This is a genomic window from Streptomyces sp. NPDC034670 (genome assembly GCF_055574875.1).
In genome coordinates this window covers 79,388-92,187 of the sequence record NZ_JBVITR010000017.1, presented here as the reverse complement: position 1 = coordinate 92,187, position 12,800 = coordinate 79,388, and the positions used below count along the sequence as shown (strand labels likewise).

At 74.1% G+C, this 12,800-nt stretch carries 12 protein-coding genes; 9 read left to right on the top strand and 3 right to left on the bottom strand.

Annotation, left to right across the window (positions count from 1 at the left end; all coding sequences use genetic code 11):
- Positions 1–252 precede the first annotated feature (252 nt).
- The 9 genes from ACZ56B_RS14770 (at position 253) to ACZ56B_RS14730 (ending at position 10,024) form a co-directional block, all read left to right on the top strand.
- Positions 253–1,551: a glycosyltransferase gene (locus ACZ56B_RS14770; protein ID WP_468789872.1), complete on the top strand. Its 1,299-nt coding sequence runs from the start codon at positions 253–255 to the stop codon at positions 1,549–1,551.
- Between the two features lie 244 nt (positions 1,552–1,795).
- Entirely contained in the window at positions 1,796–2,473 is a 678-nt protein-coding gene (locus ACZ56B_RS14765; RefSeq protein WP_468789870.1) for a DsbA family oxidoreductase, read from the top strand.
- A gap of 149 nt (positions 2,474–2,622) precedes the next feature.
- Entirely contained in the window at positions 2,623–3,192 is a 570-nt protein-coding gene (locus ACZ56B_RS14760; protein ID WP_468789868.1) for a DUF6328 family protein, read from the top strand.
- A 207-nt stretch (positions 3,193–3,399) separates the two neighbouring features.
- Positions 3,400–5,958, top strand: coding sequence for a molybdopterin oxidoreductase family protein (locus tag ACZ56B_RS14755; protein ID WP_468789866.1), 2,559 nt, complete (start codon positions 3,400–3,402; stop codon positions 5,956–5,958).
- Positions 5,959–5,964: 6 nt separating this feature from the next.
- Positions 5,965–6,432 (top strand): hypothetical protein, encoded by a 468-nt coding sequence (locus tag ACZ56B_RS14750; protein ID WP_468789864.1) that lies wholly within the window; start codon positions 5,965–5,967, stop codon positions 6,430–6,432.
- A gap of 371 nt (positions 6,433–6,803) precedes the next feature.
- Positions 6,804–8,498, top strand: a complete 1,695-nt coding sequence (locus tag ACZ56B_RS14745; protein WP_468789862.1) for a BCCT family transporter — start codon at positions 6,804–6,806, stop codon at positions 8,496–8,498.
- Between the two features lie 345 nt (positions 8,499–8,843).
- Entirely contained in the window at positions 8,844–9,251 is a 408-nt protein-coding gene (locus ACZ56B_RS14740; RefSeq protein ID WP_468789897.1) for a hypothetical protein, read from the top strand.
- Between the two features lie 295 nt (positions 9,252–9,546).
- Positions 9,547–9,780: a DUF5133 domain-containing protein gene (locus ACZ56B_RS14735; RefSeq protein ID WP_468789860.1), complete on the top strand. Its 234-nt coding sequence runs from the start codon at positions 9,547–9,549 to the stop codon at positions 9,778–9,780.
- A gap of 73 nt (positions 9,781–9,853) precedes the next feature.
- Entirely contained in the window at positions 9,854–10,024 is a 171-nt protein-coding gene (locus ACZ56B_RS14730; protein WP_468789858.1) for a hypothetical protein, read from the top strand.
- Positions 10,025–10,280: 256 nt separating this feature from the next.
- On the opposite strand, the gene ACZ56B_RS14725 is transcribed toward ACZ56B_RS14730, so the two are convergent.
- The 3 genes from ACZ56B_RS14725 to ACZ56B_RS14715 all read right to left on the bottom strand — a co-directional run bounded on the left by ACZ56B_RS14725 (position 10,281) and on the right by ACZ56B_RS14715 (position 12,778).
- Positions 10,281–10,691: a DUF2795 domain-containing protein gene (locus ACZ56B_RS14725; RefSeq protein ID WP_468789856.1), complete on the bottom strand. Its 411-nt coding sequence runs from the start codon at positions 10,689–10,691 to the stop codon at positions 10,281–10,283.
- A gap of 629 nt (positions 10,692–11,320) precedes the next feature.
- Positions 11,321–11,515, bottom strand: a complete 195-nt coding sequence (locus ACZ56B_RS14720; protein ID WP_468789854.1) for a DUF2795 domain-containing protein — start codon at positions 11,513–11,515, stop codon at positions 11,321–11,323.
- A 435-nt stretch (positions 11,516–11,950) separates the two neighbouring features.
- A complete protein-coding gene (locus ACZ56B_RS14715; RefSeq protein ID WP_468789852.1) occupies positions 11,951–12,778 on the bottom strand; it encodes an Orn/Lys/Arg family decarboxylase in 828 nt (275 codons plus the stop codon).
- Positions 12,779–12,800: the final 22 nt, after the last annotated feature.

Sequence of the window (12,800 nt, the reverse complement as noted above, 5' to 3'; positions counted from 1 at the left end):
AACACAGAGGCAACAGCAGTTGCTTGGTTGGCTCCAACACACCGCAGACCCCCCCCCCCCCCCCCTCCCCTCCCCCCCCCCCCCCCCCCCCCCCCCCCCCGCACCGCTTCCCCGTGCGGCCCGAGCCGTCCTGGCCGAGCAGGACCACGGGTGGCGCGAGGCCCGCCGCCGGACGGCGGTCCCGGCGGTCTTGCCCGGCGTCCGGACCCGGTGCGAGACTTCTGAACCGCCTTTCGGACGAAGGAGTCGGGCTTGTCATCCACGGGAGGGCCGTTACGGCCCCTGACCGTCCTCTTCGCACCGGAGAGCGCGTACGGGCCGACGAACAACTGCGTGGGGATCGGGGACGTCCTGCGCCGCCGGGGGCACCGTGTGGTGTTCGCCGCGGAGGCGTCCTGGAAGGGCCGTCTCGCACCGCTCGGTTTCGAGGAGGAGCTGGTCGATCTGGCCCCGCCGCCCGAACGGCCCCAGGACGCGGGCCAGTTCTGGAAGGACTTCGTCCGCGGCACCGCGCCCGAGTTCCGGAAGCCCACCATCGAGCAGCTGAGCACCTGGATCAAGCCGGTGTGGGAGGAGCTGGTCTCCGGCGCCCGGTACTGCGAACCGCGGTTGAAGGAGATCGTCGACCGGGTCCGGCCGGACGTGGTGGTCGAGGACAACGTCGTGTGCTTCCCCGCGCTGACCACGGCGGGCGTTCCCTTCGTGCGGATCGTTTCGTGCAACCCGCTGGAGATGAAGGGCGAGCACGTTCCGCCGCCGTTCTCCGGGTACCCGGCCGGGGACCGGAGCGAGTGGGACGGGTTCCGCGCCGCGTACGACCGCACGCACCGGAGCCTGTGGAGCGACTTCAACGCCTGGGTGACCGAGCAGGGCGCGCGTCCGCTGCCCGACCTGGAGTTCATCCACGAGGGCGATCTGAACCTGTACGTCTATCCCGAGCCGGCCGACTACACGGACGCCCGTCCGCTGGGCCCCACCTGGCACCGGCTGGACTCCTCGGTCCGCCGGACGTGCGAGGAGTTCACGCTGCCGCCCGGCCTGGCCGACGGCGGCGGGGCGCTGATCTACTTCAGCCTCGGCTCGCTCGGCTCGGCCGACGTGGACCTCATGCGCAGGGTCGTCGCCTCGCTCGCCCGCACCCCGCACCGCTACATCGTCTCCAAGGGCCCGCTGCACGAGGAGATCGCGCTGCCGCCGAACATGTGGGGCGAGGAGTTCCTGCCGCAGCCCCGGATCCTCCCGCTCGTCGACCTCGTCATCACGCACGGCGGCAACAACACGACCACCGAGGCCCTCCACTTCGGCAAGCCCATGATCCTGCTGCCGCTGTTCTGGGACCAGCACGACAACGCCCAGCGCATGGCCGAACTGGGTTACGGCGTCCGGCTCGACCCGTACCGCTTCACCGACGCCCGGCTCCACGGCGCGATCGACCGTCTGCTCGGCGACACGGCTCTGCGGCGCACCCTCACCGAGGTCGGTGAGACGATCCGGGCGCGCGACGGACTGCGCACGGCCGCGGACCTGATCGAGCGGGCCGCCGGGGGGTGATCCCACCGGCCCCCGGACGCACCGGGCCCGTGCCCGACCCCGCGCGCCCCGCGTACCGCCGGGCACCTCCGTGCCCCGCGGTACGCGGGGCACCGGCGGACCGACCGTGGCAGGGCCGCGGGCGCCGGCCTTCCGGCTCCCGTCCGGCGACCCGGGCGGCAGTATCGGCCCCGGGCAAAGGGGTACTCCCGACATCACGCACCGGAGCACAGCCGGTCGGCGACACGGCATCGGAGGTGAGGTCATGACGATCCAGGTGGCGCCGGGCACGATCGTCGTCTACACGGACGTGGCGTGCGCGTGGTCCACGGTGGGACTGGCACGGCTGTACGCCGCCCGGGAGCGGGCCGGGGCACAGGACCGGCTCCGGGTGGACCACCGCCTGTTCCTGCTGGAGGACATCAACCGCTTCCCCGTTCCCAAGCGCTACCTGGACGCCGAGATCCCGGTCGTGGGCCCCCTGGCTCCGGAGCTCGGGTTCAGGCCGTGGCAGCAGGACCCGTCGGCCTGGCCGGTGACCGCGGCCCCGGCCGACGAGGCCGTGCACGCCGCGAAAGCCCGGTCGCACGAGGCCGCGGAACAGCTGGACATGGCGCTGCGGCTGGCGTTCTTCCGTGACAGCCGGTGCATCTCGCTGCGCCACGAGATCCTGGACGTCGCCTCCGGCTGCGACCGGGTGGACACCGACGCGCTGGCCGAAGCACTCGACGCCGGCAGCGCCCGCGGCGCGATGATGCGCGACTACCGCGAGCACCGCGACGAGGTCCAGGGCAGCCCGCACTTCTTCCTCCCGGACGGGTCGGACGTCCACAACCCGGGCATCGGACTGCGCTGGGAGGGCGATCCCGGCGCCGGCTACCCCGTGGTCGAGAGCGACGACCCGGGCGCCTACGACGCGCTCGTACGCCGCGCCCTGGAGTGACCCGTCGCGCTGCCCGCACAGCCGTCCGTCCGTGTCCAGGGGGGCACCCCCACCGCCCGCCGCGGCCGGACCGGCCCTCCTGTACCCCGTGACCTGCATGAAAGGGGATCGGGCGGGCAGGCGGTCGGTCTGGAATCGGGGAGGATGCCATGACCATGACGGAGCAGCCGGCCGAACTGGTGGGAGAGGACACCGCCTGCTGTGCGCGCCACGACGACCGCGGACCGGGGCCCGGCGCCGAAGCGCCGGAGACACCGCGTGAGCGGGTCAACCGCCGCTGGAACGAGGTCCTGCAGGAGACCCGGGTCACCCAGACGGGCGTGCAGATCCTCTTCGGGTTCCTGCTCAGTGTGGCCTTCACCCCGCTGTTCCGGGAGCTGGGGACGTTCGACCGCGCCGTCTACGTCGTCACCGTGGTGCTCGGCGCGTCGGCCACGGGAACGCTCATCGCGCCCGTCTCCCTCCACCGCTTCCTGTCCGGCCAGCGCATGAAGGACGAAGTGGTGGAGATCGCCTGCCGCCTGATGAGGTGCGGCATGGTCCTGCTCGCGCTGACCATCGGCTGCACGCTGCTGCTGATCCTGCGTTTCGTCGTTCCCGGCGTCCTCGCCGAGGTGCTCGTCGGCGGGGTCATGCTGTGGTTCGGCCTGTGCTGGTACGCGCTGCCGCTGTACCTGCGCCGCCGCGCCGCCCGGCGCTCGCGCCCCGACGGCGCATAGCGCCCCCGGGGCGCGGGACGGGCGGGGCACCGTGGGCGGTCGGCGGGACACGTCCGGCGGGGAGGGCCCGCGGCAGGGGCCCGGGCGACGGTGACCGCCGCTGTCTCCGTCGGGCGGGTGGTTCTCCGTCCCGCCCGGATGTGGGCCACCGGTGGACGGGTACCTGGGGGTCGCCCGTGCGTTTCCTCCGAGTGGAAGAGGCTTGCTGTGAGTGACCGGATCGCGGACATCTGGGGGGCGCGCACCCCGCATGCGAGGGACACGCCCTGGCCCGTACGCGTCGACACCCATCTGGACGCGTCCCTGCGCGAGGAGGACGTGGACCGGTGGGTGCAGTCGGCGTGCGTGCTGTGCAGCAACGGGTGCGGATGCGACATCGCGGTGAAGGACGGCCGCATGGTCGGCGTCCGCGGCCGCGCGGCCGACACCGTCAACCACGGCCGGCTGGGACCCAAGGGGCTGTACGGGTCGTGGCAGTGGAGCCGCACCGACCGGCTCACCCGCCCGCTGGTGCGCGACGGGAGCGGGGACCTGGTCGAGAGCGACTGGGACACGGCGATGGGCCGCGTCGTGGAACGCTCACGGCAGTTGCTGGCGACCGACGCGGGAGCCCTCAGCCACGCCTTCTACACCTCCGGCCAGCTGTTCCTGGAGGAGTACTACACCCTGGGGGTGATCGGGAAGGCGGGGCTGGGCACGCCGCACATGGACGGCAACACCCGGCTGTGCACGGCGACCGCGGCGGCCGCGCTGAAGGAGAGCTTCGGCTCGGACGGGCAGCCGGGCAGCTACAGCGACATCGAGGCCACCGACGCCGTGTTCCTGTTCGGGCACAACATGGCCGAGACCCAGACCGTGCTGTGGATGCGCGTCCTGGACCGGATCCACGGCCCGAACCCGCCGCGGATCGTCGCCGTCGACCCGCGCACGACCAAGGTCGCCGAGGCGGCGCGGACCACCGGCGGGGTGCATCTGGCGCCGCTGCCGGGCACCAACCAGGCGCTGATGAACGCACTCGTCCGCGAGGTCATTCACCACGGTTGGCTGGACGAGGACTACATCGCGGCGCACACCCTGGGATTCGACGAGCTGAAGGCCGTCGTCGAGCCCTACACCCCCGAGCACGCGGCCGGCATCTGCCGGGTCCCGGCCGGCGACATCCGCCGCGCGGCGGAGATCTTCGGCACCTCCGAGCGGGTGCTGTCCACGGTGCTGCAGGGGTTCTTCCAGTCCCACCAGGCCACCGCCGCCTCCTGCGCGGTGAACAACCTGCACCTGCTGCGCGGGATGCTGGGCCGTCCCGGGTGCGGGATCCTGCAGATGAACGGCCAGCCCACCGCCCAGAACACCCGCGAGTGCGGGGCCGACGGGGACCTGCCGGGCTTCCGCAACTGGGACAACCCCGACCACGTCCGGCAACTGGCCGACCTGTGGAACGTCGACCCCCTGGTCGTTCCGCACTGGTCCCCGCCGACCCACGCCCTGCAGATCTGGCGCTACTGCGAACAGGGCTCGATCGGCCTGCTGTGGATCTCCGGCACCAATCCGGCCGTCTCCCTGCCCGAGTTGCCCCGCATCCGCAAGATCCTCGAGCGGGACTCCCTCTTCACCGTCGTGCAGGACGGCTTCCTCACCGAGACCGCCCGCTACGCCGACGTCGTGCTGCCGGCCGCCCTGTGGGGCGAGAAGCAGGGCACGTTCACCAACGTCGACCGCACCGTGCACCTGTCGGACAAGGCGGTGGACCCGCCCGGCGAGGCCCGCAGCGACCTGGACATCTGGCTGGACTACGCCCGGCGCATGGACTTCCGCGACAAGGACGGCGCCCCGCTGATCAAGTGGTCCGACCCGCAAGGGGCGTTCGAGGCGTGGAAGGAGTGCACCCGCGGCCGCCCGGTGGACTACACCGGCCTGACCTACGACAAGCTGCGCGGTGGCAGCGGCATTCCCTGGCCCGTGAACGAGGAGGCACCCGAGGGCACCGACCGCCTGTACGCCGACGCCGACTTCCCCACCCGTCCGGACGTCTGCGAGACCTACGGCCACGACCTGCTCACCGGCGGGGTGCTCAGCGCCCAGGAGTACCGCGCCGAGGATCCGGGCGGCCGCGCGTTCCTCAAGGCCGCCCCCTACGTCCCGCCGCCGGAGGGCCCCGGGGAGGAGTACCCGTTCGTCCTCACCACCGGCCGCACCGTCTACCACTTCCACACCCGGACCAAGACCGGACGGTCCCGCCGACTGCGCGGCGCCGCACCGGGGATGTGGGTGGAGCTGTCCCCCGGCGACGCGGCACGCCTCGGTGTGCGGGAGGGGGACCTGGTGCGCGTGGAGTCGCCCCGGGGTGCCCTGCGGGCCCCGGTGCGCGTCGGCCGCGGCCGTGACGGCGTGGTCTTCGCACCGTTCCACTACGGCTACTGGGACCAGCCCGGTACCGACGGCGCGGCACCGGGCGACAGTCCGCGCGCGGCGAACGAACTGACGATCACCGAATGGGACCCGGTCTCCAAACAGCCGCTGTACAAGATCGGTGCGGTCAGAGTCACCAAGATCGCCGACGCCACCGGCCCCTCCCCCGCGCCCACCACCACGGCGTCCGCGCCGGCCGACCCGGACGCGGTCCCGGCCACCGTCGGCGGTCCCGACGCGGACGTGCACGAACACCCGGACGCCGCCGCGCCGCCGCGGCCCCCGCGACAGCCGGAAGCCTCGCCGGAGCAGCCCGCCTCCGGAGGCACCACGACGTCCGCCCTCGGCACGGAGGACTGAGACCCCATGCACCTCGCCACCTACGTCGGCCTGCAGCACACCGCGTCCCGGACGCTGGCCGATGCCTTCCGCCAGGTCGCCGACGGGCACGCCGCCGAACCGGACGTGCGCTCCCTCTGCCGCACCCTCGCCCGGATGAGCGACGCGCACGTCGGCAGGCTCGCGCCGGTCGCCGAGCGCTACGGCGAACAGCGCGAGGACGAGCCCGAGCGGCTGCACGCCGAGGGGCTGTCCCGCACCCGCTCCGGCGGCGTCGGTCTCCTGCGCGACCTGCAGGACCTCTACACCCTGGCCTCCTTCGTGGACATCACCTGGACCGTCCTGGGCCAAGCGGCGCAGGGAACACGCGACCGCGAACTGCTGGACGTCGTGGACGCGTGCAAGACCGACACCCAGCGCCAGCTGAAGTGGCTGAACACCCGCATCAAGCAGGCCGCCCCCCAGGCGCTGATCGCCTCCGCGGCCGTCACCTGAACCCGGCCGCCGGGAGGCGGACCGAGCCCCGGACGCCCGCGGTCGCCGGGCCGCCGGCACGCCCGACCGCCCACGTCCCGCGAGTCCGCCGGACACGCAGGAGGCAGAGGGCGGTGGGCGCACCCGGCCGTTCCCGAGGAGAGCCGAACGGCGGACAGCCCATCCGGTTCGAACCCGGAGTCGGTTCGAACCGGTCCGTCTGCGGGCTGGGCCGCCTCGTTCGAGGATCGCCCGGAGGACTCGTCGACGGCGATGACGGGCAGGCCGACGGCCGGCGGCACAGTGCGGACGATGCACTGCGCGTCCTTACTCGGCCGCCGGGCGGCGTGCCGCCCGCTGCCGTGACGGCAGGCGTCTCATAGTGGGGCTTCATGAGCATGGAACCGACCGACCGGCCCCCGTCGGAGTCCGCACCCCCCACTCCCGTCACCGGCGCGCCCGACCGCGTCCTCGTCGGTGTCGGAATGGCCGTCGTCGTCGCCGTGGTCCTGTGGGCCTGGCTCGGCGAGGAGTCCTTCGACAGCGCCTCCTCCACGGGTCTGACGTGGGTCCTGAACAACTTCGGCTGGCTGTTCGTGGTCGCCGCGGACGTGTTCCTGGTCCTGTGCCTGGTGATCGCCCTCAGCCGGTTCGGCCGGATCAGGCTGGGCGCGGACGGCTCCGAGCCGGAGTTCGGGAACCTCGCCTGGATCGCGATGATGTTCAGCGCCGGCATGGGCATCGGCCTGATGTTCTACGGGGTCGGGGAGCCGCTCACGCACTACCTGGCACCGCCCCCGGCGAGCGGCGTGCGCCCCGAGTCCGGTGCGGCGGCGCGCACGGCCCTGGAGTACTCGTTCTTCCACTGGACGCTCACCCCGTGGGCGATCTACGGGATCGTGGGACTCGCCCTGGCGTACGCCGTGTTCCGCAAGGGCCGCGGCAATCGGCTCAGCGCCGCGTTCGTGCCCCTCATCGGCGCCCGGCGGGCCGGGTCGTGGCAGGGCAGGGCGATCGACCTGCTCGCCGTCTTCGCCACCGTCTTCGGCACGGCGACGAGCCTGGGGCTGGGCGCGCTGCAGGTGGCCGGGGGCCTCGACCTCACGGTGGGGGTGAGCGTCTCCCGGGCCACGGAGCTGATCATCATCGCGGTCCTGTCGACGGCGTTCGTCGTCTCGGCCTTCTCCGGCCTGCACCGGGGCATCAAGTGGCTGTCGACGTTGAACATCGTGCTCGTGGCGGCGGTGATGGTGTTCGTCTTCCTGTTCGGCCCGACCGTCTACGTCCTGGACACGATCCCGGCGTCCGTCGGCGGCTACCTGCAGAACCTGCTGCCCATGGCCACGCGGACCGGCGCCTTCTCGGACCACGCCTGGCTGGGCGCCTGGACGATCTTCTACTGGGCCTGGTGGCTGTCGTGGGCGCCGTTCGTGGGGACGTTCATCGCCCGCATCTCGCACGGCCGGACCATCCGCGAGTTCCTCATCGGCGTGCTGCTGGTGCCGAGCGGGGCGACCGTCGTCTGGTTCTGCGTGATGGGCGGCACGGCGCTCCGGCTCGAGTCGACCGGGCAGGCGGACCTCGCGGGCGCGATGGAGGACGGCGCCGAGGCGTCGCTGTTCGCGATGCTGGACGCGCTGCCGATCGGCACGGTCACGTCGTTCGTCGCGATGGTCCTGGTCATGACCTACTTCATCACGAGCGCCGACTCGGCGTCGCTGGTGATGGGTTCCCTGACCAGCCGCGGGGCGCTGCACCCGCCGTCGTGGCTGGTCGTCGCGTGGGGCGTGCTGATGGCCGCGGTGGCGGCGGTGCTGCTGGTGGTGGGCGGGCTGGACTCGCTGCAGACCGCGACGATCCTGGTGGCGCTGCCGTTCGTGGTCGTCATGCTGCTGCTGTGCTGGGCGCTGCTGCGGGAACTGCGGCAGGACCCCGCCGCGGGGCCTTCCCGCCACCACGCGCTGCACGGGCTGCAGGACGTCGTGCGGACGATGGTCGGCGACGTCGTCGCGGAGCGGGACCGGGCGCGCCACCACCGGCTGCGGCGGGCGGCGAAGGCCCGCACGGAGTCCGACGACGGGACGTGACGTGCCCTCGCGCCACCCGAGCGGTCGCACGGCACCGGACCCGGCCCCCGGACGGCCCAGGGGGGCGACGACGCGTCACCTCCGGGGAAGGGGGACGTTCTCCGCGCGGGCACGGCGCCGTGGGGGGGCGGGGCCCGCGCCACCGACCGGCCGGAGCAGCGGCCGGACGCCTGTGACCCGCCCATGCGCCGGCCCCGGACGCGCGACGGCCTGATCGCCTGCCCGGGCCGGCACGGGCGCCGCCCCGTCGACCCGCTTCCGGCCCGGACGGGGAGCCGTGCGCCGAAGCGGGTACTCGGCCGTGGAACGGGACAGGTGGGTCATCGGCTTGCGGAGGTGTCGGCGGTGCGCACCGGACTGCTCAGAGCACTCGGAGCGGCGACGTGCGCGTACGGGGCCGCCGCCGCGTACCGGCCCGGCCTGCTGGCCCGTCCCCTGGGGCTGGTCGATCCCCACGGCCGTGTCGAGCCGCACCACGCCCTGGCGGTGCGCCCCATGGCGTGGCGGGACGCCGCCACCGGCCTGGCGATGCTCGTCGCTCCCGAGGGCCCGGCGCTGGCCACGGCGACCGCCGTGCGCATCGCCTCCGACGTGGGTGACGCCGTGCTGTTCGGCACCGCCCTTCCCGGCCGGGTCCGCCGTGCGGGGGCCGCCGTCAGCGCCCTGGCCTGGGCCGCCCTGGGGGTGGCGGGGCTGGCCGGGAGCCGCCGCGCCCCCGAGGACCGGCCGAACGGGCGAAACGGACCGCGTTGACCGCACCGGTCGAACGGGCGCCGCCCCGGGAACCGTGCACCGCCGTGTGGCGCGGGCCCGGTGCGGTCGGGGCCGCGGACCGAGCCGCCCCGCGGCGGGTCGCGCCGGGCGGCCGAGGCGGTCCGGAGGCCCGGGAGGCGGGATCCGGGGCCGGACGGCTTCCCGTCCCGGGACGTGCGGCGCTCCCCGGACGTCACCGGCTCCCTGGTGGCCGTGGGGCATGCGGGGCGGGGAACGGGGTAAACGAGCGGCGACCTCGCCCCGGACCCGTGGCGGTGTGGAAGGAGAACCCCTGATGTTGATGGCCCACCCTGCAGTGCTGCGGGATCTGATCGAGCAGTACGAGGCCCTGGTGGCTCTGGACGCCTCCGAGGCGGACAGCGCGCGGGTGCGGCAGCGCATGGAGGACATCGCCTACACCCTGTGCGTCTCCACCGGCACCCGCGACATCGACGCGGCCCTGATCGCGGCCCGTCACCGGCTGCCCGGCGCCCGGCCCCAGGACGACTCCCTCCTGAGCGGCGGCTGACCCTTCCCGGGCCGCACTCATGCGCGTGCCCGTGCCTCCGCCCCGAACAGACCCGAACAGAACGGACGAAGACGTGAACACCGCTGAAAGAGCTGCCGCACCGATCTACGACCGCCTGATAGCCGAACGCGGCGACGTCGTCGCGGTGGCCGCGCTCACCGCGGAAGAAACCCGCCGTGAGGTCGCCGCGGTTCTGGACTTCGGCTTCTCGAGCACGGGCGGCGAGACGGACGAGGACACGTAGAGCCGGCCGCCCCGGTTCTTCCCCGGCCGGGGGCACGGGGACGGCCCGTGGACGCGCACGCCGCCCTGTGCCCGGCGTCCCAGCGCCCGTCCGGAGCGGGTGACGCCCCGGGGGACACGACCGCGCCGCTCGGGCGGTGTGCCGTACGCACGCGCGTGCCGGGTACGGCCGGCGCCGCGGGGCCCGGACCGTACCGCCGTCTCGTCTCCCGTGCGCGGGCCGGGCCGCACGGGAGCCGTTCGCCGGCTTCCCGTCGTCACCGTGTCGGCCGGTGGCCCAGTGCCTCGACGATCTCGGTCACGTCGGCGTACGTGCCGCCCTCCGGGAGGGCCCGCGCCGCCTCCAGCACCGGGTCCGGCGCGTGGTGCGCCTGCAGGACCTCCAGCACCGACCGCCGGTCGGCGGGGAAGGCCGTGCGGTCCAGGTGACGTGCCAGTTCGAGGCGCAGGGAGTCCGCCTCCGCCTCGGCGCGCGCCCGGTCGCGTTCCTCGCCGGGCGGGGGCACCGGTCCGCCCGGGTCCACCCGGACGTCGTCGTCCGCCGGCGGCTCCGGGTCGCTCGCCTCCTCCACGTGGGTCGGCCGACCGGAACGCAGGTGTCCTTCCAGTTCGTGCTTCATCTCGTCGTCGGTACGCGGACTGATCGGGTTGCTGCCTCGTTCGGTCATGTCCCGGCACCTCCTTCTCTCGCTCGTGCCGCTCTTCTCTCGCTCGTGCCGCTGCGCACCGGAGCCGCCCGTCCCTCAGGTCCAGCCCGGAAGGGCGCCCGGGCCGCCTGCCGGAATGTCCGTGGCGTCCGTGCCGTCCTCGTCCGCCGGGGGACGACCGGTACGTCGGCGGCGGTGGCGGCGGTACGCGCGCAGCGACGCGTCGTCCGCGTATACCGCCGTCGGGCCGCTCTCCCCCGGCGTCCGGGTGTCGCTCCGGCGCGCCGGCCCCCGGTCGGACCGGGCACCCGCCCACGTCTCACGGCCCGGCTCCGGCCCGTCGGGCCGGACGGGTCGGCGCTCCCGCCGGTGCCGGGCTCCCGGGTGTTCCCGCGCCTCGGGCTGGAAACGCCGCTCGGACCAGCCGGACGAAGCCGTGCGGTGCGCGGGGCGCCGCTCCCTCCCGGACCTGCCCCCGCGGATCGCGGTCCGACCGCTCCGCGCGGTTCGAGGCCGGCACCCGTCCGGTCGACGTACGCCACGAGACGCACCGGGTCCCGGCCTGTCCGGCTGCGCCGGTCCGCCGGTCCTCGTGCCGTTCTCCGGGAGGGGCGACGGCTCGTCGTCGGCGCTCTCCGGAGCCGTCCGGGCTATTCGTCCCCGAACACGGCCTTCTGTACGTCGTTCGGGCCGTCGAACCCGTCCGCGGGGGCATCGACGAGCTTCTCGACGAGGGCGTCGTCCGCGCCGTTTCCCTTGGCCAGTTTCACCAGGTCGTCGCGGCTGGCAGGGTACTCGGCGCCCTTGAGCGCCTTCTGCAGGTCGATCGGGCTGATGCTCGCCATGGTGGTCTCCTCGCTGTCCTGGCGGTCCCCCGGCGGGGCCCGCGTCGCACCGGGCCGGCCGGCAGGTCCATCGTGTCCACAGGGGAGGGGGCGGCGCATGTCGGCCCGTCCGCCCCGGTGCCCCGGCGAAGTGGGCGGCACCGCCCGTGACGTGGGCCGCCCCGGTCCCGCGGACGTCCCGCCCCGCCCGGAGTTGCGCGGACCGGACGCGTTCCTCCCGCTCACGGACCGGCTCCTCGCAGCCTCGGGCCGCCGTCCGCACCTTGCGGACGCCGAACTCCGCCGCACCCCCGGCCCGGGGGTGCGGCGACGGCTCCCGGAACCCGCAGGAGCGCCTCGGGGGCCTGCCTTTCCCGCGGCGGCACCAGGGGGCGCCACGAGGTCGGTCCCCGCCGGGTCCGGCCTTCGTCCGCGCGTGTCCTCGGTCGGCCGTCCTCAGCCCCGCACCACCACACGGAGCGTCTTGACCGAAGGGTCGGCCGCGTCCGGGATCAGGACCCCGTGCTCGACGCCGCTGCGCAGGTAGTCCAGCACCTCGTCGGTGATGACCTCACCGGGAGCGACGGCGGGCACCCCCGGCGGGTACGGGCTGATCGTCTCCGCGGCGATCCGTCCCTCGGCGCGCTCGGCGGGCACGTGCTCCACCGGGGCGAAGAACGCCTCCCGCGGCAGCATCGCCTGCTCCAGTTCCAGGGCCGAGGGCTCGGGCAGGCGCACCGGCGGCCGCCTCTCGACGGAGTCGGCGCCCTCGACGAGCGCGCGCAGGGCGTCCAGCAGGGCCTTCTCGGTCTCGTCGTCGTCGGCGTGCGTGATGGACGCGCTGATCCGGCAGGTGTCGGAGCCGCCGACGTCCACCGGCCGGTTCGCCCGCAGCCACTCGGCCGCCTGCATGCCGCTGACACCCAGCTCCCGTACGTCGGTCACGATCTTCAGCGGGTCGAACGCGGCCGCGCACCCTTCCTCGACGGCCTCCCCGCCCATGGGCCGCAGACCGGGCAGATCACCGACGGCCGACCGGATGCGCTCCGCACGGTGCAGCGCGGCGTCCGGGAGTTCGCGCCCGTGTTCGACCATCTGACGGCGCCAGCCGTCGAGGGCCGCGTGGACCGGCGACGAGGCGCTGGTGGTGCCCAGCAGGCCCTCCCGCTGGTCGAGGGCCTCCGGCGACACCCGGTCGTACTGGAGGTGGAAGACGGAGCTCTGCTCGATGGCCCCGCCCATCTTGTGGACGCTGGTGACCACCAGGTCGGCCTCGGCGTTCATGCCCCAGGCCGGCAGCCCGGGA